The 25,981-nt window shown below is 67.4% G+C and carries 26 protein-coding genes and 2 tRNA genes; 26 read left to right on the top strand and 2 right to left on the bottom strand.

Features of this window, described 5'->3' with window-relative positions; translation table 11 throughout:
• The first annotated feature begins 201 nt into the window (after positions 1–201).
• The 5 genes from lon to F0L46_RS01605 all read left to right on the top strand — a co-directional run bounded on the left by lon (position 202) and on the right by F0L46_RS01605 (position 4,301).
• Positions 202–2,631 (top strand): endopeptidase La, encoded by a 2,430-nt coding sequence (gene lon / locus F0L46_RS01585; protein ID WP_149815280.1) that lies wholly within the window; start codon positions 202–204, stop codon positions 2,629–2,631.
• Positions 2,632–2,830: 199 nt separating this feature from the next.
• Entirely contained in the window at positions 2,831–3,106 is a 276-nt protein-coding gene (locus F0L46_RS01590) for an HU family DNA-binding protein (protein ID WP_149815281.1), read from the top strand.
• 123 nt (positions 3,107–3,229) lie between these two features.
• A tRNA-Val gene (locus tag F0L46_RS01595) sits at positions 3,230–3,305 on the top strand.
• 128 nt (positions 3,306–3,433) lie between these two features.
• On the top strand, positions 3,434–4,114 hold the full coding sequence (locus tag F0L46_RS01600) for a COG3904 family protein (protein ID WP_149815282.1): 681 nt from the start codon (positions 3,434–3,436) through the stop codon (positions 4,112–4,114).
• A 110-nt stretch (positions 4,115–4,224) separates the two neighbouring features.
• A tRNA-Asp gene (locus F0L46_RS01605) sits at positions 4,225–4,301 on the top strand.
• A 101-nt stretch (positions 4,302–4,402) separates the two neighbouring features.
• Here the strand turns inward: F0L46_RS01605 and F0L46_RS01610 are convergent.
• Together F0L46_RS01610 and F0L46_RS01615 are read right to left on the bottom strand one after the other, a co-directional pair.
• Positions 4,403–4,798, bottom strand: coding sequence for a hypothetical protein (locus F0L46_RS01610; RefSeq protein ID WP_149815283.1), 396 nt, complete (start codon positions 4,796–4,798; stop codon positions 4,403–4,405).
• A 73-nt stretch (positions 4,799–4,871) separates the two neighbouring features.
• Positions 4,872–5,288 (bottom strand): HdeA/HdeB family chaperone, encoded by a 417-nt coding sequence (locus F0L46_RS01615; RefSeq protein ID WP_149815284.1) that lies wholly within the window; start codon positions 5,286–5,288, stop codon positions 4,872–4,874.
• Positions 5,289–5,544: 256 nt separating this feature from the next.
• Between F0L46_RS01615 and F0L46_RS01620 the strand changes: the two genes are divergently transcribed.
• From F0L46_RS01620 to proS, 21 genes are all read left to right on the top strand, one after another.
• The gene (locus tag F0L46_RS01620) at positions 5,545–5,910 is read left to right on the top strand and encodes an NADH-quinone oxidoreductase subunit A (protein WP_149815285.1); all 366 of its coding nucleotides are present in this window, start codon (positions 5,545–5,547) and stop codon (positions 5,908–5,910) included.
• Positions 5,901–6,485: a NuoB/complex I 20 kDa subunit family protein gene (locus tag F0L46_RS01625; RefSeq protein WP_149815286.1), complete on the top strand. Its 585-nt coding sequence runs from the start codon at positions 5,901–5,903 to the stop codon at positions 6,483–6,485. Before F0L46_RS01620 ends, F0L46_RS01625 begins: the two co-directional genes overlap by 10 nt.
• Before the next feature lie 2 nt (positions 6,486–6,487).
• Positions 6,488–7,090, top strand: a complete 603-nt coding sequence (locus F0L46_RS01630; RefSeq protein WP_149815287.1) for an NADH-quinone oxidoreductase subunit C — start codon at positions 6,488–6,490, stop codon at positions 7,088–7,090.
• Between the two features lie 15 nt (positions 7,091–7,105).
• On the top strand, positions 7,106–8,296 hold the full coding sequence (locus F0L46_RS01635) for an NADH-quinone oxidoreductase subunit D (RefSeq protein WP_149815288.1): 1,191 nt from the start codon (positions 7,106–7,108) through the stop codon (positions 8,294–8,296).
• Positions 8,297–8,325: 29 nt separating this feature from the next.
• On the top strand, positions 8,326–9,354 hold the full coding sequence (gene nuoE / locus F0L46_RS01640) for an NADH-quinone oxidoreductase subunit NuoE (RefSeq protein WP_149815289.1): 1,029 nt from the start codon (positions 8,326–8,328) through the stop codon (positions 9,352–9,354).
• Positions 9,355–9,386: 32 nt separating this feature from the next.
• A complete protein-coding gene (nuoF, locus tag F0L46_RS01645) occupies positions 9,387–10,688 on the top strand; it encodes an NADH-quinone oxidoreductase subunit NuoF (protein WP_149815290.1) in 1,302 nt (433 codons plus the stop codon).
• 2 nt (positions 10,689–10,690) lie between these two features.
• Positions 10,691–10,903, top strand: a complete 213-nt coding sequence (locus F0L46_RS01650) for a hypothetical protein (RefSeq protein WP_306461766.1) — start codon at positions 10,691–10,693, stop codon at positions 10,901–10,903.
• Between the two features lie 10 nt (positions 10,904–10,913).
• Positions 10,914–12,995, top strand: a complete 2,082-nt coding sequence (gene nuoG / locus F0L46_RS01655; RefSeq protein WP_149815291.1) for an NADH-quinone oxidoreductase subunit NuoG — start codon at positions 10,914–10,916, stop codon at positions 12,993–12,995.
• Between the two features lie 9 nt (positions 12,996–13,004).
• Positions 13,005–14,024, top strand: a complete 1,020-nt coding sequence (gene nuoH / locus F0L46_RS01660; RefSeq protein WP_149815292.1) for an NADH-quinone oxidoreductase subunit NuoH — start codon at positions 13,005–13,007, stop codon at positions 14,022–14,024.
• Position 14,025: 1 nt separating this feature from the next.
• Positions 14,026–14,271 carry a hypothetical protein gene (locus F0L46_RS01665; RefSeq protein ID WP_149815293.1) on the top strand — a complete coding sequence of 82 codons (246 nt, stop codon included), beginning with the start codon at positions 14,026–14,028 and terminating at the stop codon, positions 14,269–14,271.
• Positions 14,272–14,365: 94 nt separating this feature from the next.
• A complete protein-coding gene (nuoI, locus tag F0L46_RS01670) occupies positions 14,366–14,854 on the top strand; it encodes an NADH-quinone oxidoreductase subunit NuoI (RefSeq protein WP_149815294.1) in 489 nt (162 codons plus the stop codon).
• A gap of 152 nt (positions 14,855–15,006) precedes the next feature.
• Complete coding sequence (locus F0L46_RS01675) at positions 15,007–15,618, top strand: NADH-quinone oxidoreductase subunit J (RefSeq protein WP_149815295.1); 612 nt, start codon at positions 15,007–15,009, stop codon at positions 15,616–15,618.
• A gap of 7 nt (positions 15,619–15,625) precedes the next feature.
• A complete protein-coding gene (nuoK, locus tag F0L46_RS01680) occupies positions 15,626–15,934 on the top strand; it encodes an NADH-quinone oxidoreductase subunit NuoK (RefSeq protein ID WP_149815296.1) in 309 nt (102 codons plus the stop codon).
• 10 nt (positions 15,935–15,944) lie between these two features.
• A complete protein-coding gene (gene nuoL / locus F0L46_RS01685; RefSeq protein ID WP_149815297.1) occupies positions 15,945–17,996 on the top strand; it encodes an NADH-quinone oxidoreductase subunit L in 2,052 nt (683 codons plus the stop codon).
• A complete protein-coding gene (locus F0L46_RS01690) occupies positions 17,996–19,507 on the top strand; it encodes an NADH-quinone oxidoreductase subunit M (protein ID WP_149815298.1) in 1,512 nt (503 codons plus the stop codon). Before nuoL ends, F0L46_RS01690 begins: the two co-directional genes overlap by 1 nt.
• Positions 19,508–19,514: 7 nt before the next feature.
• Positions 19,515–20,954: an NADH-quinone oxidoreductase subunit NuoN gene (gene nuoN, locus F0L46_RS01695; RefSeq protein ID WP_149815299.1), complete on the top strand. Its 1,440-nt coding sequence runs from the start codon at positions 19,515–19,517 to the stop codon at positions 20,952–20,954.
• A gap of 83 nt (positions 20,955–21,037) precedes the next feature.
• The gene (locus tag F0L46_RS01700) at positions 21,038–21,760 is read left to right on the top strand and encodes a biotin--[acetyl-CoA-carboxylase] ligase (RefSeq protein ID WP_149815300.1); all 723 of its coding nucleotides are present in this window, start codon (positions 21,038–21,040) and stop codon (positions 21,758–21,760) included.
• Between the two features lie 14 nt (positions 21,761–21,774).
• Complete coding sequence (locus F0L46_RS01705) at positions 21,775–23,451, top strand: ribonuclease J (RefSeq protein ID WP_149815301.1); 1,677 nt, start codon at positions 21,775–21,777, stop codon at positions 23,449–23,451.
• Between the two features lie 78 nt (positions 23,452–23,529).
• Entirely contained in the window at positions 23,530–23,934 is a 405-nt protein-coding gene (mce, locus tag F0L46_RS01710) for a methylmalonyl-CoA epimerase (RefSeq protein ID WP_149815302.1), read from the top strand.
• Between the two features lie 5 nt (positions 23,935–23,939).
• Positions 23,940–24,272 carry a DUF1467 family protein gene (locus tag F0L46_RS01715; protein ID WP_149815303.1) on the top strand — a complete coding sequence of 111 codons (333 nt, stop codon included), beginning with the start codon at positions 23,940–23,942 and terminating at the stop codon, positions 24,270–24,272.
• Between the two features lie 380 nt (positions 24,273–24,652).
• Entirely contained in the window at positions 24,653–25,975 is a 1,323-nt protein-coding gene (gene proS / locus F0L46_RS01720; protein ID WP_149815304.1) for a proline--tRNA ligase, read from the top strand.
• Positions 25,976–25,981: the final 6 nt, after the last annotated feature.

Below are 25,981 nucleotides of genomic sequence, written 5' to 3' on the forward strand. Positions count from 1 at the left end.
GTGCGCCCCAGGGCGCACGCTTGAAAGCAAGGCGAACCCTTGCCACCTTAGTACCCGTGCGGCCCCGACGTGCTCACTCTCGAGGCGTCGAACCGCATACCGCGCCCAGTCGCCTCGCGTCGGCCTGAGAGGCGCGGTTACCCGTCCCAGAACCTGCTTGTGCGAGAGGTCGAGGGGGCGCTCCCGAAAGGATGTCACTCAATGACACAGCCCAAATCACGCCAGCCCGTCGTGCCGGGCACCGTGGGGACCTATCCGGTACTGCCGCTGCGCGACATCGTCGTGTTTCCGCACATGATCGTGCCGCTCTTCGTGGGCCGCGAGAAGTCGATCCGCGCGCTGGAGGAGGTGGTCCGGACGGATCGCCACATCCTCCTGGCGACGCAGATCAATGCCACGGACGACGATCCCGCGACGGACGCGATCTACAAGGTCGGGACGCTGGCGAGCGTGCTGCAGCTTCTGAAGCTGCCGGACGGCACCGTCAAGGTTCTGGTCGAGGGCGCGAGCCGCGCCAAGGTCGGCCATTACGTTCCCAACGAGGAGTTCTACGAGGCCGAGGCCGAGGTTTCGGTCGACGCGCTCGGCAATCGCATCGAGGCGGAGGCGCTCGCCCGCTCGGTGATCTCCGAGTTCGAGAACTACGTGAAGCTCAACAAGAAGGTCTCGCCTGAGATCGTCTCGGCCGTGACGCAGATCGACGAGCCCTCGAAGCTTGCCGACACGGTCGCCTCGCATCTCGTGGTCAAGATCTCGGACAAGCAGGGCATCCTCGAGACGCCCACCGTCGCCGAGCGCCTCGAGAAGGTGCTGGGCCTGATGGAGAGCGAGATCTCCGTCCTGCAGGTGGAGAAGCGCATCCGGACCCGCGTCAAGCGGCAGATGGAGAAGACCCAGCGCGAGTACTACCTCAACGAGCAGATGAAGGCCATCCAGAAGGAGCTCGGCGACGACGAGGGTCGCGACGAGCTGGCCGAGCTCGAGGACAAGATCGAGAAGACGAAGCTCACGAAGGAAGCCCGCGACAAGGCGTTGGGCGAGCTCAAGAAGCTGCGTCAGATGTCGCCCATGTCGGCCGAGGCCACCGTGGTGCGCAACTATCTCGACTGGATGCTCGGCATCCCTTGGAACAAGCGCTCGAAGATCAAGAAGGATCTCCAGGGCGCCCAGGACATCCTCGACGCCGATCATCACGGCCTCGAGAAGGTCAAGGAGCGCATCGTCGAGTACCTCGCCGTGCAGCAGCGCGCGAACAAGCTCACGGGCCCGATCCTGTGCCTCGTCGGCCCTCCGGGCGTCGGCAAGACCTCGCTCGGCAAGTCGATCGCCAAGGCTACCGGCCGCGAGTTCGTGCGCATGTCGCTCGGCGGCGTCCGTGACGAGGCGGAGATCCGCGGTCACCGGCGGACCTATATCGGCTCGATGCCCGGCAAGATCATACAGTCGATGCGCAAGGCCAAGACGTCCAACCCGCTCATCCTGCTCGACGAGATCGACAAGATGGGCATGGACTTCCGCGGCGACCCGTCGGCAGCCCTCCTCGAGGTGCTGGACCCCGAGCAGAACTCGACGTTCAACGACCATTACCTCGAGGTCGACTACGACCTGTCGAACGTGATGTTCGTGACGACGGCGAACACGCTCAACATCCCGGGCCCGCTCCTCGACCGTATGGAGGTGATCCGCATCGCCGGCTACACCGAGGAGGAGAAGGTCGAGATCGCCCGTCAGCACCTCATCGACGGCACGATGAAGAAGCACGGCCTCGATCCCAAGGAGTGGACGATCAGCGAGGACGGCCTCGCGATGCTGATCCGGCGCTACACCCGCGAGGCGGGCGTGCGTAACCTCGAGCGCGAAATCTCCAACCTGGCCCGCAAGGCCGTGAAGGAAATCCTCATCAAGAAGATCGCCTCGGTGAACGTCACCGCGGAGAACCTGCCGGATTATCTCGGCCCGCCGAAGTTCCGATACGGCGAGGTCGAGGACGAGGACGCGGTCGGCGTCGTCACGGGCCTGGCCTGGACGGAGGTCGGGGGCGAATTGCTCACGATCGAAGGCATCATGATGCCCGGCAAGGGCAAGATGACCGTCACGGGCAACCTGCGCGACGTGATGAAGGAGTCGATCTCGGCCGCGGCGTCCTACGTCCGCTCGCGGACCCTTGACTTCGGCGTCGAGCCGCCGATGTTCGAGCGCCGGGACATCCACGTCCACGTTCCCGAGGGGGCGACCCCGAAGGACGGGCCCTCGGCCGGCATCGCCATGGCCACGGCCATCGTGTCGGTGATCACGGGGATCCCCGTGCGGCGCGACATCGCCATGACCGGCGAGGTCACCCTGCGGGGTCGTGTCCTGCCCATCGGCGGGCTCAAGGAGAAGCTCCTCGCGGCGCTTCGGGGCGGCATCAAGAAAGTGCTCATCCCCGAGGAGAACGCGAAGGATCTCGTCGAGCTGCCGAAGAGCGTGAAGAACGGCCTGGAGATCGTGCCGGTCTCGCGCATGGAGCAGGTGCTCGAGCACGCCCTCGTGCGCCGGCCCGAGCCGATCGAGTGGGACGAGCGCGCCGTCGCCTCGGCGCCCAAGCCCTCGACCAGCGACGAGGATCAGCCGGGCTTTGTCGCCCACTGACCCACGCGCAACGTCGCGACAGAACGAAGGCCCCCGGACGGATCGTCCGGGGGCCTTTTTCGTGGAGAGCGGGACCGCATCGGGGTCTCAACGCCCGTTTGGGGTTGCCCTTCGGTCTCTTTTCGGCAAAACACCGTGCCTTCGACCGGCGCTCGGGCCCATTTTGCCGCGCCGGCGTGGCCCACAGGAGGACAAGCGAATGAACAAAGGCGAGCTCGTCAGCGCCATCGCCGACAAGGCCAACCTCGGCAAGGGGCAGGCCGCAGAGGTTCTTGACGCGACCATCGCCGTGATCACCGACGCGCTCAAGCGCGGCGAGGAGGTCAAGATCGTGGGCTTCGGCACGTTCACCGTGGCCGAGCGCGCCGCGGGCGAGGCCCGCAATCCCCGCACGGGCGAGAAGGTCCAGGTGGCGGCGAGCAAGACCCCCAAGTTCAAGGCCGGCGCGGGTCTCAAGGACCAGCTCAACGCCTGAAACCCGGCGCCGACAGGCCGGGTCCGAGATCGCGAACCGTCGGCGCCCTTGCGCTGGCGGGTCGCTCGACTTTAATGACGTGACGATTGTCGCCGGGCAGGCTTCGGCCCCGGCGTCCGGGATGGGCGGTTAGCTCAGTTGGTAGAGCGGCTGCTTTACACGCAGCGGGTCGGCGGTTCGAGTCCGTCACCGCCCACCATCCCTGGCCTCGATCTCCATCCGCTGCGGCGACCCGTCAGCAGCTTCGCACTTCCAGGCTTACCTTAGGTGATCTACGCTTGCAGCGTGGGCCCATGGAGCCCTGGGCTTGAGCGGAGAGGCTTTCCGATGCGTATCGTCCTGGCAGCGCTCCTGTCGACCCTTGCCCTCGGCATCAGCCCCGGGGCACGGGCCATGAGCTACCGTGCGGTGCCGATCGACAACGGGACGTGCGGCGCCGCCTGCCCGGCCGCCATCATGGCCACGGGAACGATCGAGGTGGACGAGCACCAGCGCTTCGCGCGCTTCGTGGGCGGCGTCGATCGCTCGCGCCTGTCCAACGTCCTCGTCGTCTCATCGCCCGGCGGCAACGTGGCGGGCTCCCTGCGCCTGGGCTTCCTGGTCCGCCGGCTCGGGATGCGCACCCTGGTGGGGCGCATCGGCCCAGGCGCGATCGGCCCGGGCTCCTGCGCCTCGGCCTGCGTCTACCTGTTCATGGCCGGAGCCGAGCGCCGGATCGTGCCCGGGAGCCGCCTTGCGGTTCACGCGGCCCGCAGCGTCGGCGTCGCGCAGCGCGACATCGTCGGCGGCGGCATGATCGATCCCCAGGTTCGTCCGGGAGCTTTCGAGGACGCGATGCGCGAATATGCCGGGGCCATGGGCGTGAGCCCGGCCCTGATCGACCTCGCGAGCAGCATCCCGCACGAATCGGCGCACATCCTGAGCGACGCCGAGCTCAGCCGCTACCGGCTGACCACGGCCCCGCCGGCTCGCGGCGGCCGCCCCCGCCGGGCCGTGCCGGCCCGTTGAGGGCGGTCCTTCGAGGATTTCTCCCCGGCAGGCCGCACGCCTGTTGACACGGGGAGGGCCGCCGCTTAATTGAGCCTCCGTCGCGAGCGAGATCGCTCCGACCGCCCTGCGCGGGCGTAGCTCAGTTGGTTAGAGTGCCGGCCTGTCACGCCGGAGGTCGCGGGTTCGAGCCCCGTCGCCCGCGCCACGTACCCCGCAGGGGTATTCCGACCGTTTCGCGGTCTTCTCCTCTTCCCGATCATGAGCGTCCAGCCCGGCACCCGCCGCTTGCGCCATGACGTCCGGCCGTCAGCGGACCACGTAGGGGCCCGTGAGGCGGATCGAGACGTCGCTGCAGACCTCGCTCTGCAGGGGCACCGGCCGCCCCGCCACGATTCTCTGGACATAGCCGCCGTCGCGGCAGCCGCCCGCGATCCCGACATAGCGGTGAACCCGGTGAACCACGCGAGCGCGTCGCATGACGCGGTGCTTCGCGACCCTGTGAGGCCGCATGGCCCGGCGGCTCGTGACGGTGCTCGATCGCGCCACCCGGGCCACCGCGATGCCGGCCGGGACGGGATTGTGCTCGAGGATCAGCGTGGTGCCGCGCTGGCGCTCGAAATAGATGCTGTAGGGATTGGCCGTCGCGGGAGCGACCGCGAGAAGGAGGCCGAGGCCTGACAGAGCGAGTCGGAGTGGTGTCATGAGAGCCGCCGTTCGTGGATGCCGCTCCCGATAACGCCAAGCTGAACCCGCCGTTCCCGGGGCGGCGCCGGCCTCAGCGCAGCGGGGTCGGGCGCCCTGGCGCAGCAGGGGCGGTCGCGGCCGGACTGGCGGGCGCCACTTGGGGCGCCGGAGCGGCGGGAGGGGAGGGGGGTGGTGCCAGCGGGTTCGGCTCCCCCATGAGCGCCGCCCGTGCCTCGATGCCGATCAAGGGCATGGCGCGATTCTGCGAGCAGGCCTGCTGGAGGGCACCGGCACCCTCCTCGAGCTTGCCCCTGTCGAGGGAGGAGCGCTGCGCAGCACCTGCATAATAGCCATGCAGCCATAGCGCGAGCTGCGTGCGCTCGGCCGCCGGCATCTCGAGGAACTGGGCGCAGCTCGCCTGGCGGAGGTCGGCCACCTGCGCCGCACCAGGCCCCGTCAGCATCGCGAGAACCGCTGCCGAGAGCCCGACGAACCCCTTGCGACACATGCGCTCGACTCCTTGCCGCTCCCCGCCCGGGGCCTCATCTACACCTCAAGTCGAAGCGGTGGAAGGCGTGAGCGCGCAACCGGTTCACGGGCCGCCGGACGTACTTGTATAGGCCCGCCACGTGGGGTAAGCGTCCCGGGCCACCACGAGCCGTCTCGTTCGTCTCCGTCCTGGTTTCCGGGCACTGAGACCCTGTGCCGGATCCGTGGTCGAAGCCTGGGAGGGGGCCCTCGCTCCCGCCGCATCAAGGTGCTGCATGAATAGTATCGTGGCGGACTACCTGCCTCTCGCGATCTTCCTCGGCGTAGCGCTGTTCATCGGCGCCGCCCTGATGATCGCGCCGTTTCTCGTGGCCTATCGCCGGCCCGACAACGAGAAGCTGTCGGCCTACGAATGCGGCTTCAACGCGTTCGACGATGCGCGGATGAAGTTCGACGTGAAGTTCTACCTCGTCGCCATCCTGTTCATCATCTTCGATCTCGAGGTCGCCTTCCTGTTCCCCTGGGCGCTCGTGTTCGGGGATCTGGGCTGGTTCGGCTTCTGGTCGATGATGCTGTTCCTCGGCGTCCTCACGGTCGGCTTCGTCTACGAGTGGAAGAAGGGAGCCCTCGAATGGGACTGATCAACGCCGACAAGCCGCGCATCGTCGCGCCGCAGCCGGAGGACACGATCGATCCGATGACCGGCAAGCGCATCGGCGAGACCGATCCGTTCTTCACGTCGGTTTCCGCCGAGCTCGCCGACCGCGGCTTTCTCGTGACCTCCGCCGACGACCTCATCACCTGGGCGCGCACCGGCTCGCTCATGTGGATGACGTTCGGCCTCGCCTGCTGCGCGGTCGAGATGATGCAGATGTCCATGCCGCGCTACGACGCCGAGCGCTTCGGCTTCGCGCCGCGCGCCAGCCCGCGCCAGTCGGACGTGATCATCATCGCCGGCACGCTGTGCAACAAGATGGCGCCGGCGGTGCGCAAGATCTACGACCAGATGCCCGAGCCTCGCTACGTGATCTCCATGGGATCGTGCGCGAACGGCGGCGGCTACTATCACTGGTCCTATTCGGTGGTGCGCGGCTGCGACCGCATCATCCCGGTCGACGTGTACGTGCCGGGCTGCCCGCCGACCGCGGAGGCGCTGCTCTACGGCGTGCTCCTCCTGCAGAAGAAGATCCGCCGCACCGGCACCATCGAGCGCTAAGCATGGCCACGGACCAGAACGAACTCGCCGATCACATCAGGGCCTCTCTCGGCGAGGCCGTGCTGGCGACCGACATCGCCTACGGCCAGCTGACCGTGACGGCGGTTCCCGAGGAGATCGTGCGGGTGGTCACCTTCCTGCGCGACGATCCGAAGTGCCTGTTCTTCTGCTTCACGAGCATCTGCGGCGCGGATTACCCGGGCCGCGAGAAGCGCTTCGACGTGGTCTACCAGTTCCTTTCGCCGCGCCTGAACCAGCGCATTCGCGTCAAGGTCCAGGTGGACGACGCGACCCCGGTGCCCTCGCTCATGGAGGTCTATCCGGCGGCGAACTGGTACGAGCGCGAGACCTACGACCTCTACGGCGTCCTGTTCTCGGGCCATGGCGACCTGCGCCGGATCCTGACGGATTACGGCTTCGAGGGGCACCCGCTGCGCAAGGACTTCCCCCTGACCGGCTTCGTCGAGGTCCGCTACGACAACGAGCAGGGGCGGGTGGTCTACGAGCCCGTCCGGCTGCAGCAGGAGCTGCGCAACTTCGACTTCCTCTCGCCCTGGGAAGGCACCGACTACGTGCTGCCCGGAGACGAGAAGGCCAAGCAGTAGAGCCCGGAGAACCCTGTGGCCGAGCACGACATCCGCAACTTCTCGATCAATTTCGGGCCCCAGCACCCGGCGGCGCACGGCGTGCTCCGTCTCGTCCTGGAGCTCGACGGCGAGGTGGTCGACCGGGTTGACCCGCATATCGGGCTCCTCCATCGCGGCACCGAGAAGTTCTGCGAGTACAAGCCCTACCTCCAGTGCATCCCCTATTTCGACCGGCTCGACTATGTCGCGCCGATGAACCAGGAGCATGCCTTCTGCCTCGCGGTGGAGAAGCTCGTCGGCGTCGACATCCCTAAGCGCGCCCAGCTCATCCGGGTGCTCTATTCCGAGATCGGGCGCATCCTCTCGCACCTGCTCAACGTGACGACCCAGGCCATGGACGTCGGCGCGCTGACGCCGCCGCTCTGGGGCTTCGAGGAGCGCGAGAAGCTTATGGGCTTCTACGAGCGCGCCTCCGGCTCGCGGCTCCACGCCAACTACTTCCGCTTCGGCGGCGTGCGCCAGGACCTGCCGCCCGACCTCATCAACGACATCGAGGCCTGGTGCGACCCCTTCCTGAGGATCGTGGACGACCTCCACAACCTCGTCATGGAAAACCGCATCTTCAAGCAGCGTAACGTCGACATCGCCACGATCACCATCGAGGATTGCTGGCGCTGGGGCTTCTCGGGCCCGATCGTGCGCTCCTGCGGCGCGGCATGGGACCTGCGCAAGGCGCAGCCCTACGAGTGCTACGAGGAGCTCGACTTCGACATCCCCGTCGGCAAGAACGGCGACAACTACGATCGCCAGCTCATCCGCATGGAAGAGATGCGCCAGTCGGTCCGCATCATGCGCCAGTGCATCACGAAGCTGCGGGCGCCCGAGGGCCAGGGGGCCGTGCGCTCCAACGACGGCAAGGTGGCGCCGCCGTCCCGCAAGGAGATGAAGCGCTCGATGGAAGCGCTCATCCATCATTTCAAACTCTTTACGGAAGGCTTTCACGTGCCGGCGGGCGAGGTCTACGTGCCGATCGAGGCGCCCAAGGGCGAGTTCGGCGTGTATCTCGTGGCCGACGGGACCAACAAGGCGCACCGGTGCTACATCCGGGCGCCGGGCTACGCCCATCTTCAGGCGATGGACTTCCTGTGCAAGGGGCACATGCTGGCGGACGTGGCCGGCATCCTGGGGTCGATCGACATCGTGTTCGGTGAGGTGGATCGCTGACGGGCGGTCCGACAGAAGGATAGAACGGCATGGCCGTCCGCAGGCTTGCAGCCGACGAGATCCAGCCCAAGAGCTTCACGCTCTCCGCCGACGCGGAGGCCTGGGCTCAGGAGCAGATCGCCAAGTACCCGGAAGGCCGGCAGGCTTCGGCCGTCGTCCCCCTTCTGTGGAAGGTACAGGGCGACTGCGGGGGCTGGCTGCCGCAGAAGGCGATCGAGGCGGTCGCCGAGCGTCTCGGCATGCCCTATATCCGGGTGCTGGAGGTCGCGACCTTCTACACCATGTTCAACCTGGAGCCGGTGGGCCGCCACTTCATCCAGTGCTGCGGCACGACGCCTTGCGCCCTGCGCGGCGCCAACGACCTCATGGATATGCTGCGTGGGCGTGTCGGCGAGCAGCGTCACGTGACCGCGGACGGCAACTTCTCCTGGCTTGAGGTCGAGTGCCTCGGCGCCTGCACCAATGCGCCGATGGTTCAGATCAACAACGACTATTACGAGGATCTGACGCCCGAGATCCTGTCGCGGATCATGGACGAGCTGGCGGCCGGCGGCACCCCGAAGCGCGGGCCGCAGCAGGGGCGCAACGCCTCGGAGCCGCTCGGCGAGTCCGTCACCCTCGTCGAGCCCTCGCTCTACGACGGCTCGATGATCGGCGCATGGCGCAAGCGGTTCGAGGAGACCGCGCCGGCGGCGGAAGCGAACGCCAAGGCGGAGGGCGAGCGCGCCACCCAGCAGGCCGCGACCAACCCGAAGCCCGCGAAGCCCGATGCCGGCCGCGTGGTCGAGCGGCCCGTCGGCGACACCCCGGCGGTCCGCGCCGCGGCTGGCGAGAAGCCTGTCTCTACCGGCAAGCAGGCCGCGGCCGCCGAGCCGAGCCGCACGACGGTGGCTGAGGGCAAGCCCGCTTCGGAGACCGTGGCGCCGCCGCGCTCCAGGAAATCCTACGTCAATACGCCCGTGAAGCCGGAAGACGGCCGCACGGTCGCGGACGCACCCGCGTCCCCTGATTCCGCATCGGTGCAGACGAGCGGCACCGAGAAGACCTCCGGGTCCTGAAACGCCCCAGGCTTGAAAGGCTGACGAGCGTCATGCTTCACGATCGCGACCGCATCTTCACCAACCTCTACGGCCTGCACTCCCCGGGCCTCGAGGCCGCGCGCCGCCGCGGCGCGTGGGACGGCACCAAGTTCCTCCTTGAGAAGGGGCGGGACTGGATCATCGACGAGATGAAGAAGTCGGGCCTGCGCGGCCGTGGCGGCGCAGGCTTTCCGACCGGCCTGAAATGGTCCTTCATGCCGAAGGCCTCCGACGGGCGCCCGCATTACCTCGTGGTGAACGCCGACGAGTCCGAGCCTGGCACCGCGAAGGACCGGGAGATCATGCGGCATGACCCGCATCTCCTCGTCGAGGGCTGCCTCCTCGCGTCCTTCGCCATGGGGGCGCACGCAGCCTACGTCTACATCCGCGGCGAGTACATCGCCGAGCGCGACGCGCTCCAGCGTGCGGTGGACGAGGCCTACGAGGCCCGGCTCATCGGCAAGGACAACATCCACGGCTATCCCTTCGACCTCTACGTCCACCACGGCGCGGGCGCCTACATCTGCGGCGAGGAGACGGCCCTCATCGAGAGCCTCGAGGGCAAGAAGGGCATGCCGCGCCTCAAGCCCCCGTTCCCGGCGAATATGGGCCTCTATGGCTGCCCGACGACCGTGAACAACGTCGAGTCCATCGCGGTGGCGGGGACGATCCTGCGCCGGGGCGCGGCCTGGTTCGCGGGGCTCGGTCGCCCCAACAACACGGGCTCCAAGCTCTTCTCCATCTCGGGCCACGTGAACCGGCCTTGCAACGTCGAGGAGGAGCTCGGCATCACTTTCCGCGAGCTCGTCGAGAAGCATTGCGGCGGCGTCCGCGGCGGCTTCGACAACCTGCTCGCCGTGATCCCCGGCGGTTCCTCGGTGCCCCTCGTGCCCGCGCACGAGATCGCCGACGCCCACATGGACTTCGACACCCTGCGCAACCTCAAGTCGGGCCTCGGCACGGCGGCGGTGATCGTCATGGACAAGTCGACCGACGTGGTGCGCGCCATCACCCGGCTCGCCTATTTCTACAAGCACGAGTCCTGCGGCCAGTGCACGCCCTGCCGCGAGGGCACCGGCTGGATGTGGCGGGTGCTGTCGCGCATGTCCGAGGGCCGGGCGCAGCGGCGCGAGATCGACATGCTCCTCGACGTCTCCTACCAGATCGAGGGCCACACGATTTGCGCGCTCGGCGACGCCGCCGCCTGGCCGGTCCAGGGCCTCATCCGCCACTTCCGTCACGAGATCGAGAAGCGCATCGACGACTACGCGGCGAACCCGCATAGCGAGCCGGTGCGGGTCGCGGCGGAGTAGGGATGATGCCGACCGAGCCTGAAAGCCTCGTGCTGGTGATGCTCCGGCGGATCGACGAAAAGGTCGATCGCATGTCGGAGGATGTGCGCGAGCTGAAGGTTCGAATGACAGCCGTCGAGGAGAACCTCGCCCTCGTGCATCGGCGCATCGACCGCGTCGAAGCCCGCCTGGACCGCATCGAGCGCCGGCTCGATCTCGTCGAAACACCGCATTGAAGTAGACACCATGCCCAAGATCATCGTCGACGACATCGAGGTCGAGGTTCCCGCGGAGTACACGCTGCTCCAGGCCGCCGAGATGGCTGGCGCGGAGATCCCGCGCTTCTGCTTCCACGAGCGCCTCTCCATCGCCGGCAATTGCCGCATGTGCCTGGTCGAGCTGAAAGGCGCGCCAAAGCCCGTGGCGTCCTGCGCCTATGCGGTCCGTGACTGCCGGCCGGGCCCCAACGGCGAGCCGCCGGTCGTGCTCACCAAGTCGCCGACGGTGAAAAAGGCGCGCGAAGGGGTGATGGAGTTCCTCCTCATCAACCACCCGCTCGACTGCCCGATCTGCGACCAGGGCGGCGAGTGCGACCTCCAGGACCAGGCGATGGCGTACGGGGTCGACACCTCGCGCTTCGCCGAGAACAAGCGGGCCGTCGAGGACAAGTATCTCGGTCCGCTCGTCCGCACCTCGATGAACCGGTGCATCCACTGCACCCGCTGCGTGCGCTTCGCCACCGAGATCGCCGGCGTGCCGGATCTCGGCACGATCGGCCGCGGCGAGGACATGGAGATCACGTCCTATCTCGAGCGGGCCATGGGCTCGGAGCTCCAGTCCTGCGTGGCGGACCTCTGCCCCGTCGGCGCGCTCCTCAACAAGCCCTACTCGTTCAACGCCCGCCCATGGGAGCTCACCAAGACCGAGTCGGTCGACGTCATGGACGCGGTCGGCTCCAACATCCGGGTCGACAGCCGCGGCCGCGAGGTCATGCGCATCCTGCCGCGGGTGAACGAGCTCATCAACGAGGAGTGGATCCACGACAAGACCCGCCACATCGTGGACGGGCTGCGGCGCCAGCGCCTGGACCGCCCCTATGTCCGCGAGAACGGAAAGCTGCGCCCGGCGACCTGGAACGAGGCCTTCGAGACGATCGCGGCGCGCCTGCGCGGCGTGGCGCCCGAGCGCGTCGGCGCGCTCGTGGGCGATCTCGCCGGGGCCGAGGAAATCTTCGCCCTGAAGGCGCTCATGGACGGGCTCGGGGTCAAGAACCTCGACGCGCGCCAGGACGGCACGGTGCTGCACCCGGCTTACGGGCGCGCCTCCTACATCTTCAACCCGAGCATCATCGGCATCGAGGACGCCGACGCCGTCCTGATCGTGGGCGCCAACCCGCGGATCGAGGCGTCGCTCGTCAACGTGCGCCTGCGCAAGCGCTGGCGGCGCTCGCCGCTGCCGATCGGCCTCATCGGCGAGAACGTGGACCTCACCTATCCGGTCCAGCATCTCGGCGCCGGTCCGGACACCCTGGCCGACGTGCTCTCGGGCTCGCACTCCTTCGCCGAGATCCTGCGCAAGGCCGAGCGTCCGCTCGTCATCGTGGGGCAGGGCGCGCTCACCCGTCCCGACGGCCTGGCGATCCTCGCCATGGCGGCCCGGCTCGTGCGCGAGTTCGGCGGCGCAGCCGAGGGCTGGAACGGGCTCGCCATCCTGCACACGGCCGCGTCGCGGGTCGCGGCCCTCGATCTCGGCTTCGTGCCGGAGGAGGGCAGCCTCACCGCCCGCGAGATGGCGCAGGCGGGGGCGGTCGACGTCCTGTTCAACCTCGGCGCCGACGAGATCGACGTCGCGCCTGGCGCCTTCGTGGTCTACCAGGGCACGCACGGCGACCGCGGAGCCCACCGGGCCGACGTGATCCTGCCGAGCGCCACCTACACGGAGAAGACCGGCACCTACGTGAACACGGAAGGCCGGGTCCAGCTTGCCAACCGCGCGGCCTTCCCGCCCGGGGAGGCGAGGGAGGACTGGGCGATCCTGCGGGCGCTCTCCGAGCGGCTCGGCGCCAAGCTCCCCTTCGACTCGCTCATGCAGCTGCGCCAGCGCCTCTACGCGGCGGCGCCTCACTTCGCGGACATCGACAGCATCGCCGCGGGCAACCTCGCCGAGAGCATCGACATGCTCGCGGGCCTCGGCGACCAGCCCGGGCGCGAGCCGTTCCGCGGCCCGATCGAGGATTTCTACCTCACGAACCCGATCGCGCGGGCGTCCGGCATCATGGCCGAGTGCTCCGCGCTGGCGCACGGCGCGAAGCTCGAGGCGGCGGAGTAAGGACGAGCCATGGAAACCCTTCTCTACGTTCTGTTCGTCGTCCTGCAGAGCTTCGTGCTCCTGTCGGCGCTGCTCGTCTTCATCGCCTACATCCTCTATGCCGACCGGAAGATCTGGGCTGCCGTCCAGCTCCGCCGCGGGCCGAACGTGGTCGGGCCCTGGGGGCTGCTCCAGTCCTTCGCCGACCTGCTGAAGTTCGTCCTCAAGGAGCCGGTGATCCCGGCGAGCGCCAACAAGGGCATCTTCCTGATCGCACCCTTGATGATGTCGGTGCTCGCGCTCGCCGCCTGGGCCGTCATCCCGGTCGCCGAGGGCTGGGCCATCGCCGACATCAATGTCGGCATCCTCTATATCTTCGCGATGTCGTCCATGGGCGTCTACGGCGTCATCATGGGCGGGTGGGCTGCCAACTCGAAGTACTCGTTCCTGGGCGCGCTCCGCTCGGCGGCCCAGATGGTGTCCTACGAGGTCTCGATCGGCTTCGTGATCATCACCGTGCTGATGTGCGTGGGCTCGCTGAACCTCACGAAGATCGTCCTCGCGCAGGACGGTGCCTGGGGCATGCTCGGCTGGTTCTGGCTGCCGCTCTTCCCCGTCTTCGTGATCTTCCTGATCTCGGCGCTCGCCGAGACGAACCGCCCGCCCTTCGACCTGCCGGAGGCCGAATCCGAGCTCGTTGCGGGCTATATGGTGGAATACTCCTCCACTCCCTATCTTCTCTTCATGCTCGGCGAGTACGTGGCCATCATGACCATGTGCGCGCTAATGACGATCCTGTTCTTCGGCGGCTGGCTGTCCCCGATCCCGTTCGCGCCCTTCACCTGGATCCCGGGCGTGATCTGGTTCGTGCTCAAGATGAGCCTCATCTTCTTCATCTTCGCGATGACGAAGGCGATGGTGCCCCGCTACCGCTACGACCAGCTCATGCGTCTGGGCTGGAAGGTGTTCCTTCCGATGTCGCTCGTGCTGCTCGTCGTGACGGCCGGCGTGCTCAAGCTCATGGGATGGGCGCCCGGCGTCGGGGGGTGACGTGGACGCGCTGGCGCCGGCAGGCCTGATCGGCGCGCTCGTCGGCCTTCTCGTGGGCTGGGTCGACTCCCGGATCGTCGCCGGCGTGGTCGAGGGCAAGCTCAGGTCGCTCGACCGTTCGGTCACCCCGGACGAGCGGGCCGATTTCGAGCGGCGGATCGTCTGGTTTCGCCGCCTGCTGGGCGCGGCGACGATGGGGTTCTTTCCCGTTCTGGGCTACTGGCTCGGGCGGGCCGTCGGCGGGTGAGGGTGGTCCCTCGGTCGCCGGATCTGATGTGAGCGCCGGCCCTGAGGCCGGCCGTATGGACCGCGCGGGGCGGTCGGGACATGGAGACCGGGCGATGAGGCTCGATCATGCTGCAAGGTCGATCTTCCTGAGGGAGTTCGTGGACGGCTTCGTGCTCACCATGAAGTACTTCTTCAAGCCGAAGGCGACCCTCAATTATCCGTTCGAGAAGGGCGTCCAGTCGCCCCGCTTCCGGGGCGAGCACGCCCTGCGCCGCTACCCCAACGGGGAGGAGCGCTGCATCGCGTGCAAGCTCTGCGAGGCGGTCTGCCCGGCCCAGGCCATCACGATCGAGGCCGGCCCCCGGCGCAACGACGGCACGCGGCGCACCACGCGCTACGACATCGACATGGTGAAGTGCATCTATTGCGGGCTGTGCCAGGAGGCCTGTCCCGTGGACGCCATCGTCGAAGGGCCGAACTTCGAGTTCTCGGTCGAGACACGCGAGGAGCTGCTCTACGACAAGAACAAGCTGCTCGAGAACGGCGATCGCTGGGAGCGGGAGATCGCCCGCAACATCGTCCGCGACGCGCCGTATCGCTGAGGGCCCGCCCGGGGGATCCGGGCGTTTTCTCCCCGTTCCCGTTCCGGACCGCGGTTGTGCGGCCCGGAATCGGGGTCTATAGACACAGCCGCCCGGCTACCGGGCCCGTCGCCACGAGGCGCCCCCGCCCGGGGGCCGGGATCGAGCGCAACATGGTCACCGCCGCCTTCTTCTATCTCTTCTCAGGGATCGCGATCGCCTCCGCCTTTATGGTGATCGCGGCGAAGAACCCCGTTCATTCGGTGCTCTTCCTGATCCTCGCCTTCGTGAACGCCGCCGGGCTCTTCCTCCTCATCGGGGCCGAGTTCCTCGCGATGCTGCTCATCGTGGTCTATGTGGGCGCGGTCTCGGTGCTGTTCCTCTTCGTCGTCATGATGCTCGACGTGGACTTCGCGGCGCTCCGGCAGGGCTTCCTCCAATATCTTCCGGTCGGCGCGGTCATCGGCGTGATCTTCCTCGTGGAGCTGCTCCTGATCCTTGGCACCTGGTCGATCGATCCCAACCTCGTGCGCACGCCCGCGGTCGGCATCCCCACCCAGGCCGTGATGACGAACACGGAGGCGCTGGGCGTCGTGATCTACACGCGCTACGCCTTTCTCTTCCAGATCGCGGGGCTGATCCTCCTCGTCGCGATGATCGGCGCCATCGTCCTGACCCTGCGCGAGCGCACCGGCGTGCGCCGCCAGAACATCGCCGCCCAGACCCTGCGCACCACGGCGACCGCCATCGAGGTGCGCAAGGTTCCGTCCCGGGAAGGCGTGTGAGGCTCCCATGACCATCGGCCTGATCCATTATCTCGTGGTCGCGGCGATCCTGTTCACGCTCGGCGTGTTCGGGATCTTCCTCAACCGAAAGAACGTCATCGTCATCCTGATGTCGATCGAGCTCATCCTGCTCGCCGTGAACATCAACCTGGTGTCGTTCTCGATCTTCCTGAACGATATCGTCGGCCAGGTCTTCGCCCTGTTCATCCTCACCGTCGCGGCGGCCGAGGCCGCGATCGGGCTCGCCATCCTCGTCGTCTTCTTCCGCAACCGCGGCACCATCGCGGTGGAAGACATCAACATGATGAAGGGCTGAGAGCGCGGCCATGTATCACGCGATCGTCTTCCTGCCGCTGCTCGGCTTCCTGATCGCCGGGCTGTTCGGCCGCTATATCGGCCCGCGCCCCTCCGAGATCGTCACCACCGCGCTCCTCGCCGTCGCGGCGTTCCTGTCGTGGATCGCCTTCTTCCAGGTCGGCTTCGGCTCCGGGGGCGGACGCGTCCAGGTCGCGACGTGGTTCGTCTCCGGCGGGATGGTGGTCGACTGGGCGTTCCGGATCGACACGCTGACGGTCGTGATGCTGGTCGTCGTCAACACGGTCTCGACCCTCGTCCACCTCTACTCCATCGGCTACATGCACGAGGATCCGCACCGCCCGCGGTTCTTCGCCTACCTGTCGCTGTTCACCTTCGCGATGCTCACCCTGGTGACGGCCGACAACCTCGTGCAGATGTTTTTCGGCTGGGAAGGCGTGGGACTCGCGAGCTACCTCCTCATCGGCTTCTGGTACAAGAAGGCGTCCGCGAACGCCGCGGCGATGAAGGCCTTCATCGTCAACCGCGTGGGCGATTTCGGCTTCGCGCTCGGCATCTTCCTCGTCTTCGTCATCTTCGGCGCTGTCACCTTCGACGGCATCTTCCCCCGGGTGGCCGACTTCCAGAACGCGAAATTCCTGTTCGTCGGCATCGAGTGGAACGCGCTGACGCTCGCCTGCCTGCTCCTGTTCATGGGCGCCATGGGCAAGTCGGCTCAGTTCATGCTGCACACCTGGTTGCCGGACGCCATGGAAGGCCCGACCCCCGTGTCGGCCCTCATCCATGCCGCCACCATGGTGACGGCCGGCGTGTTCATGGTGGCGCGCCTCTCCCCGATCTTCGAGTACGCTCCCTCGGCGCTCACCGTGGTGACCGTGATCGGCGGCATCACGGCCTTCTTCGCGGCGACCGTCGGCCTCGTGCAGAACGACATCAAGCGGGTGATCGCCTACTCGACCTGCTCGCAGCTCGGCTACATGTTCGTGGGCCTGGGCGTCGGCGCCTACGGGGCGGGCGTGTTCCACCTCTTCACGCACGCCTTCTTCAAGGCGCTGCTGTTCCTCGGTGCCGGCTCGGTCATCCACGCGATGCACCACGAGCAGGACATCCGCCACATGGGCGCGCTGCGCCGCTACATCCCGCTCACCGCGGCGGCGATGGCCATCGGCACCCTCGCGCTCACCGGCTTCCCCTTCACGGCGGGCTATTACTCGAAGGACGCGATCATCGAGGCGGCCTATGCCTCGCACCGCCCGGGCTCGGACTTCGCCTTCCTGTGCGTGGTGATCGCGGCGGTCTTCACCTCGTTCTATTCCTGGCGCCTGTTCTTCCTCACCTTCGAGGGGCACGCGCGCTGGGGCTCGCACGGGACGGATCATCATCCGGTCGCGCACGGCGCCCATCACGATCATGAGGGCGTGGACCACAACGTCCGCTCAGGCGACGCCGAGCATGCGGCGGCAGCCGATCACGAGCACGGCCACCACGGGGCGCACCAGCCCCACGAGAGCCCCCTCGTCATGCTCATCCCGCTCGGCGTGCTGGCCTTCGGGGCGATCGCGGCTGGCTTCCTCTTCCACGAGCGCTTCATCGGCCACGATTACGCGCATTTCTGGAAGGGCGCGCTGTTCACGGCGCCGAACAACCACATCCTGGAGGAGATGCACCACGTCCCGGCCTGGGTGGTCTGGTCGCCCTTCGTCGCGATGGTGATCGGCTTCGTGACGGCCTTCTATATGTATCTGCGCCGGCCGGAGACGGCCGTGCGGCTCGCGGCCCGTCACCCGTTCCTGTACCGCTTCCTCCTCAACAAGTGGTACTTCGACGAGCTCTACGACCTCGTCTTCGTGAAGCCCGCCATGCGCCTCGGCCGCTTCCTGTGGCGCACCGGCGACGTGCGGCTGATCGACGGCCTGGGGCCGGACGGGATCTCGGCCCGCGTGCTCGACGTGACCCGCGGGGCCGTCCGCCTGCAAACGGGCTACGTCTACCATTACGCCTTCGTGATGCTCATCGGCGTCGCGGCCATCGTGACCTGGTACCTGTTCGGAGGGGCCCGCTGATGTTCGGCTTCGGTATTCTCTCCGGGCTCCTCATCCTGCCGCTGGTCGGCGCCGCGTTCATCCTGTCCCTCCGGGGCGACGGCGAGGCCGTCCGCTCGAACGTGCGCTGGGCGGCGCTCGCCACCACGGTGATCACCTTCCTGGTCTCGCTCGTCGCCTGGGCGCGCTTCGACCTCTCGACGTCGGAGTTTCAGCTCGTCGAGAGCCATTCGTGGCTCACCGAGACGATCCGCTTCAAGCTCGGGGTAGACGGCTTCTCGCTGCCCTTCGTGATCCTCACCACCTTCCTGATGCCGTTCTGCATCCTGGCCTCGTGGGAGTCGATCGAGCACCGCCTCAAGGAATATTTCGTCGCCTTCCTCGTTCTCGAATCGATGGTGATCGGCGTCTTCACGGCGCTCGACCTGTTCCTGTTCTACGTCTTCTTCGAGGCCGGCCTCATCCCGATGTTCCTCATCATCGGCATCTGGGGCGGCAAGCGGCGCATCTACGCGGCGTTCAAGTTCTTCCTCTATACGCTGCTTGGCTCCCTCCTCATGCTCGTCGCCATGATCGCAATGTATTGGGACGCGGGCACGAGCGACATCGTGCGCCTGATGACGCACAAGTTCGCGCCGCACCTTCAGACCTGGCTCTTCCTCGCCTTCTTCGCGTCGTTCGCGGTGAAGATGCCGATGTGGCCGGTCCATACCTGGCTGCCCGACGCCCACGTCGAGGCGCCCACCGCGGGCTCCGTGATCCTGGCGGGCATCCTGCTGAAGATGGGCGGCTACGGCTTCCTGCGCTTCTCGCTGCCCATGTTCCCAGATGCCTCGGCCTATTTCGCGCCGCTGATCTATTCCCTCTCGGTGATCGCGATCATCTACACGTCGCTCGTCGCCCTGATGCAGGAGGACATGAAGAAGCTCATCGCCTACTCGTCCGTGGCGCATATGGGCTTCGTCACCATGGGCCTGTTCACGCTGACGGCGCAGGGCATCCAGGGCGCCATGTTCGTGATGATCTCGCATGGCCTCGTCTCGGGCGCGCTCTTCCTCTGCGTGGGCGTGATCTACGACCGCATGCACACCCGCGACATCGCAGCCTATGGCGGGCTCGTGGACCGGATGCCCATGTACGCCGTGGCCTTCCTCGTGTTCACGATGGCCAATGTCGGGCTGCCGGGCACCTCGTCCTTCGTGGGCGAGTTCCTGTCGCTCGCGGGCGCATTCCGGGCCAATCCCTGGGTCGCGTTTTTCGCCACGACGGGCGTGATCCTCTCGGCGGCCTACGCGCTTTGGCTCTACCGCCGGGTCGTCTACGGCGAGATGAGCCGGCCGGAGCTGCGCTCCATCGCGGACCTGAACCCGCGGGAGATCGCGACCCTCGCGCCGCTTCTCCTCCTCGTGATCTATTACGGCTTCCAGCCGCAGCCGATCCTCGACGCCTTCGCGGCCTCGACGGACCACCTGATCAGCACCACCCAGGCGGCGCTTTCGGCGACGAAGACCGTCGCCCTCGGCGTGAAGTGAGAGCCCCATGAACTACGCGATTCCGGTCCCGGCGCTCTGGCCCGCCCTGCCTGAAATCCTTCTCTCGGTGGGCGTTCTGGCGCTCGTGCTCTTCGGGGCGGTCCGCGGCGAGCGCTCGGCGGGGACCGTCCGGCTCGCGACGCTCGCGCTGCTCCTGGTGACCCTCGTCGTCGTGCTGGCGATGCCGAACGAGCGGGTGGTGACCTTCTCGGGCTCCTTCGTGCTCGACGGTTTCGCCAAGTTCATGAAGGCGCTCACGCTGATCGCCTCCGCCGCGGCGCTCTTCATCTCGGGCGACTATTTCCGCCGCGAGGGCATCGATCGCTTCGAGTACCCCCTGCTCGTCCTGCTCGCCACCACGGGCATGATGGTCATGATCTCGGCGGGCGACCTGATCGCGCTCTATATGGGCCTCGAGCTCCTGAGCCTCGCGAGCTACGTGATTGCGGCGTTCCATCGCGACGACGCGCGCTCGACGGAAGCGGGCCTGAAATATTTCGTCCTCGGCGCGCTCTCGTCGGGCATGCTCCTCTACGGCGCATCCCTCGTCTACGGCTTCACCGGAACCGTGCAGTTCGACGTGATCGCCACGGTCCTGCGCGGCGATCCGGGCCTCGGCGCCATCCTGGGGCTCGTCTTCGTCTCGGCCGGCATCGCGTTCAAGATTTCCGCCGCGCCCTTCCACATGTGGACGCCCGACGTCTACGAGGGCTCGCCCACCCCGGTGACCGCGTTCTTCGCCTCGGCGCCCAAGATCGCGGCCATGGCGCTTGCCGTGCGCCTGTTCGTCGGCGCCTTCCCGAACATCCTCGGGGAGTGGCGCCAGATCGTGATCTTCCTCGCCATCGCGTCGATGCTGCTCGGGTCCTTCGCGGCCATCGGCCAGCGCAACATCAAGCGGCTGATGGCGTACTCGTCCATCGGCAACGTGGGATACGCCCTCATCGGAGTCGCGGCCGGGACCGTCGACGGCATCCAGGGCGTGCTTATCTACATGGCAATCTACCTCGTCATGACGCTTGGCGCCTTCGCCTGCATCCTCGGCATGCGGCGCCAGGGCGTGAACCTGGAGGGGGTCGACGACCTGAGCGGGCTCGCGCGGACGCATCCGGGCTATGCTTTCTGCCTTGCCATGATGATGCTGTCGCTCGCGGGAATCCCGCCGCTCGCCGGCTTCTTCTCGAAGCTCTACGTCTTCGCGGCCGCGGTCCAGGCAGGCCTCACGGCACTGGCTGTGATCGGTGTCGTCGCCAGCGTGATCGGCGCGTACTACTACCTGCGCATCGTGAAGGTGATGTACTTCGACGAGCCGACGGGCGACTTCGAGCCCCTGCCAGCGAACATCCGGGCGGTGCTCGCGGTCTCGACGGCGTTCATGCTGCTCTTCTGGCTCATTCCGGCTCCCCTGGTCGGCGCGGCGACCGTCGCCGCCCGCTCGCTGTTTTGACGGTGCGCCTATCCCCGCTCGCTGAAACCCACGGCTTCCGTCTCATCCTCCAGGACGAGACGGGCTCGACGAACGACGGTGCCATGGCGGCGGCGCGGGACGGTGATCCCGGCAGGCTCTGGTTCGTCGCCGGCCGGCAACTCGCCGGGCGCGGACGGCAGGGCAGGGTGTGGGCCTCGCCACCGGGCAATCTCTATTCGAGCCTCCTGCTCGTAGACCCCTGCGCCCTCAATGAGGCCCCGCAACTCGGCTTCGTGATCGGACTTGCCCTCCACGATGCCGTCACCGCAGCGATGGCGAACACCTCCGGGGCTGGCTCCGTCACCCTGAAATGGCCGAACGATCTGCTCGTGGGCGGCGCCAAGATCGCCGGCATCCTTCTCGAAGGCCGCACCGTCGGCACCCCCGGCGCCCTCGCGGTCGCCATCGGCTGCGGGGTCAACGTCACCGACTCGCCCGAGGGCACGCCCTATCCGACCACCCATCTCGCCGCCCATGCACCGCGTGCCAATCGCGCGAGCCTGTTCGAGGCGCTCTCCGCGGCGATGGCGGCGCGCCTTGCGGAATGGGACCGCGGGCGCAACTTCGCCGCCCTCAGATCCGGCTGGCTAGAGCGCGCGGCAGGCCTTGGCACGGAAGCGCGGGTTCGCCTCCCCGGGGGCGAGCGGCACGGCCGCTTCGTCGGCCTCGATCCGCACGGCCGGTTGCAGCTTGAGACCGCCGACGGTCTTGAGCTCATCGACGCAGGCGACCTCTACTTTCCGAACCTAACGATGCAATCCGACGTTCGAAACGACGCTGTTTGAAGGACTTCATACCCATGGCTTCATCCCCCCAGGAAGAGCTCGTCTTCCTCCCCCTCGGCGGCCTTGGCGAGATCGGCATGAACGCCGCTCTCTACGGCTTCGGCCCCCCGCGCCAACGGCGATACATCCTCGTCGATTGCGGCATGAGCTTCGCAAGCGAGGAGCAGCTGCCGGGCGTCGACCTTATCCTGCCGGATCTCTCGTTCATCGAGGAGCAGCGGGACAAGCTCGTCGGCATCTTCATCACCCACGCCCACGAGGATCATATCGGGGCGCTCGTCGATCTTTGGCCGCGGCTCAAGGCGCCGGTCTACGTGACGCCCTTCGCCAAGGCGCTCCTCGAGACGCGACGGCTTTCGGAGCCTGGCGCGCCCAAGATCCCGCTCAAGGAGATCGTGCCGGGTCAGCGCGTCCAGGCCGGCCCGTTCGAGGTCGAGTACGTGCCCGTCGCGCACTCGATCCCCGAATCGAACGCCGTCGCGATCCGCACCGCGCACGGCCTCGTCGTCCACACGGGCGACTGGAAGCTCGACGACACGCCCGTGCTCGGCAGCACGACGGCGGAGGCGTCCTTCCGGGCGCTCGGGGACGAGGGTGTCATGGCCCTCATCTGCGACTCGACGAACGTTCTGCGCGAAGGCCGCAGCCCGAGCGAACGCCAGGTCGTCGAGACCCTGGCCGACATCATCCGCGAATCGCCCGCGCGGGTCGCCATCACCACCTTCGCCTCGAACGTGGCCCGCATCCGCGCCGTCGCGGAAGCGGCGGCGTCCTGCGGGCGCGAGGTCGTGGTCATCGGGCGCGCCATGGAGCGCGTCGTCACCGTGGCGCGCGAGCTTGGCCTCCTGGAGGGCGTTCCCGAGTTCCGCGGCGCCGACGCCTATGGGCACCTGCCGCGCAACAAGGTGGTCGCGGTCCTCACAGGCTCGCAGGGCGAGCCCCGCGCCGCGCTTGCGCGCGTGGCCTCCGAAGAGCATCCCGACATCACGCTCACCTCCGGTGACCGGGTGATCTTCTCGTCCCGGACCATCCCCGGCAACGAGCGGGGCGTCGGCGCGATCATGAACAGCCTCGCCCGCCGCGGCATCGAGGTGATCACCGATCGGAACGGCCTCGTCCACGTCTCCGGCCACCCGCGCCGCGACGAGCTCGCGCTCATGTACGAGTGGACGCGGCCCAAAGCCCTCATCCCGGCCCACGGCGAGGCGGTGCACCTCACCGAGCACGCGCGGTTCGCGCGCTCGAAGGGCATCGAGAAGGTGGTGACCGCCTATAACGGCCACATGGTCCGGCTCTCGCCGGGCGAGGCGCAGGTCATCGACGAGGTGCCGTCCGGCCGCCTGTTCAAGGACGGTGACGTGGTCATCGGAGCCGGGGACAAGGCAATCCCGGAGCGCCGCAAGCTCGCCTTCGGCGGCATCATCACGGTCGCTCTCGCCCTCGACCGGCGCGGCGACATGGCCGGCGATCCGGCCATCGACGCCATGGGTCTGCCCGCGCGCGGGCGCCGGGGCGAAGACATGATGGACGTGATCGCCGATGCCGTCTCGGAGGTGCTGCGCAGCCTGCCGGCCTCCAAGCGGCGCGATTCGGATCTCGTGGAGAACGCGGTCGAGAAGTCGATCCGAGCCGCCGTGAATCAGGTCTGGGGCAAAAAGCCGGCGTGCCACGTCCTCGTCGTCGAGGTATGAAGCAGAGCCGTTTCCGGGTCGGGGCTTCGGCTCCGGCCCGGGAGGACGCGGCAGCGAGACAGGGGAGGGGAGGCGGCGATGATCGGACGGCTCAATCACGTGGCGATCGCGGTCAAGGACATCGCGGCCGCCGCCCGGGTCTATCGTGAAACGTTCGGCGCCGATGTCACGGCGGCGCAGGCGCAGCCCGATCACGGCGTCACGACGGTGTTCATCAACCTGCCGAACACCAAGATCGAGCTCCTCGAGCCGCTCGGCGCCGATTCGCCGATCCAGGGCTTCCTCGACAAGAACCCATCCGGCGGCATCCATCACGTCTGCTACGAGGTGGACGACATCCTGGCCGCCCGTGACCGGCTCGTCGCGGCGGGTGCGCGGGTGCTCGGGTCCGGCGAGCCGAGGATCGGGGCGCACGGAAAGCCCGTGCTCTTCCTGCATCCTAAGGATTTCTGCGGCACCCTCGTCGAACTGGAGCAAGCCTGACCGCCATGGACCCGATGAAGCACGTCACCGGTTCGCTCGGCCTCACCTTCGCGGTGGTCACGGCTCTCTCGATCGTCGCCATCGCGATCGTCGTGGGGTTCTTCGGGCTCGGGATCTTCGGCGGCACCGCCCTCTACTTCGTGATCTGGTGGACGCTTCTCTTCGTCACCCTGCCGATCGGGGTCCGGAGCCAGCAGGAGTCGGGGGAGGTGGTCCATGGGAGCGAGCCAGGCGCTCCGAGCGCGCCGAACCTGCGCCTCAAGGCGATCTGGACGACGATCATCTCCGGGGCCGTCCTCGTCTTCGCGGCCTGGGCGTTCCCGCTCGCGGGACTGTGAGGCCGGACGGCGGGCAATAAAAAAAGCAAGGCTCTCGCCTTGCTCTCAGAAACCAATTCTTGCTTTTGACCCCGGCTTCTGGCGAGCCGATCGCCCTCGCGGTGGGCGTTGATGGGGCGCTGTCTCTTCCTCCCGAGACTCGGACCGTGCCCCAGCGTTTTTGCTTTTCAGGGGCGGTTCACGCGACGTTTATAGGGTGATGTTCGCCGGCTTGTCACGTGTTTGTGCATCGTTTGGCGCATTTTTCTGCCAAGTGGCGTCGAAAAGGGCAAGCGGAGCCAGGACTCGGGCGCATGGTCGCCGCCCTCGGCGCTTGTCAGAGGCTTGGCGATGTGTTGAGTGCGGGCGGTCGAACGAGCCCACCAGCCGAAGGCGTGATCATGCGTTTGAGCCGCTACTTCCTGCCGATCCTCCGCGAGACCCCGAAGGAGGCCGAGATCGTCTCGCATCGCCTCATGCTGCGGGCCGGGATGATTCGCCAGCAGTCGGCCGGGCTCTATTCTTGGCTGCCCTTGGGCTTGCGCGTGCTCAATAAGATCAACCGCATCGTGCGCGAGGAGCAGGACCGCTCCGGCGCCGTCGAGATCCTGATGCCCACGATCCAGTCGGCGGATCTGTGGCGCGAGTCGGGGCGCTACGACGCCTACGGCAAGGAGATGCTGCGCATCAAGGACCGGCACGACCGGGAGATGCTGTACGGCCCGACGAACGAGGAGATGGTCACGGACATCTTCCGGTCCTATGTCCGCTCCTACAAGGACCTGCCCCTCAACCTCTACCACATTCAGTGGAAGTTCCGGGACGAGGTGCGCCCGCGCTTCGGCCTCATGCGCGGCCGCGAGTTCCTGATGAAGGACGCCTATTCCTTCGACCTCGACCAGGCCGGCGCGCGCCACTCCTACAACAAGATGTTCGTGGCCTACCTGCGCACCTTCGCGCGTCTCGGTCTCAAGGCGATCCCCATGCGGGCCGATACGGGCCCCATCGGCGGTGACCTCAGCCACGAGTTCATCATCCTGGCCTCCACGGGCGAGAGCGAGGTGTTCTGCCACAAGGACTATCTCGACTTCGACATCCCGGCCGCCGACACGGACTTCGACAGCCGCGAGGGCCTGCAGGAAATCATCGACCGCTGGACGTCGCTCTACGCCGCCACCTCCGAGATGCATGACGCGGCGGCCTTCGCCGCCGTGGCTCCCGAGCAGCAGGTCTCGGCGCGCGGCATTGAGGTCGGCCACATCTTCTATTTCGGCACGAAGTACTCCGAGCCCATGGGCGCCACGGTCACGGGGCCGGACGGCGTCGACCGCCCGGTTCACATGGGCTCCTACGGCATCGGCCCGAGCCGGCTCGCCGCCGCCATCATCGAGGCGAGCCATGACGAGAACGGGATCGTCTGGCCCGAGGCCGTCGCGCCCTTCGACGTGGCGGTGCTGAACCTCAAGGCGGGGGACAGCGGCACGGACGCGGCCTGCGAGCGCATCTACCACGAGCTCACGGCCGCCGGGCGCGACGTGCTCTACGACGACCGCGACGACCGCCCTGGCGCCAAGTTCGCCACCGCCGACCTGATCGGCATCCCATGGCAGCTGGTCGTCGGGCCGAAAAGTCTCGCCGAGGGCAAGGTCGAGCTGAAGCGTCGTGCTGGTGGCGAGCGCGAGACGCTCTCCATCGAGGACGCGATCCAGCGGCTGGGGAGCTGACGGTCA

The sequence above is a fragment of the Salinarimonas soli genome (assembly GCF_008386575.1).
GTDB classification, from domain to species: domain Bacteria; phylum Pseudomonadota; class Alphaproteobacteria; order Rhizobiales; family Beijerinckiaceae; genus Salinarimonas_A; species Salinarimonas_A soli.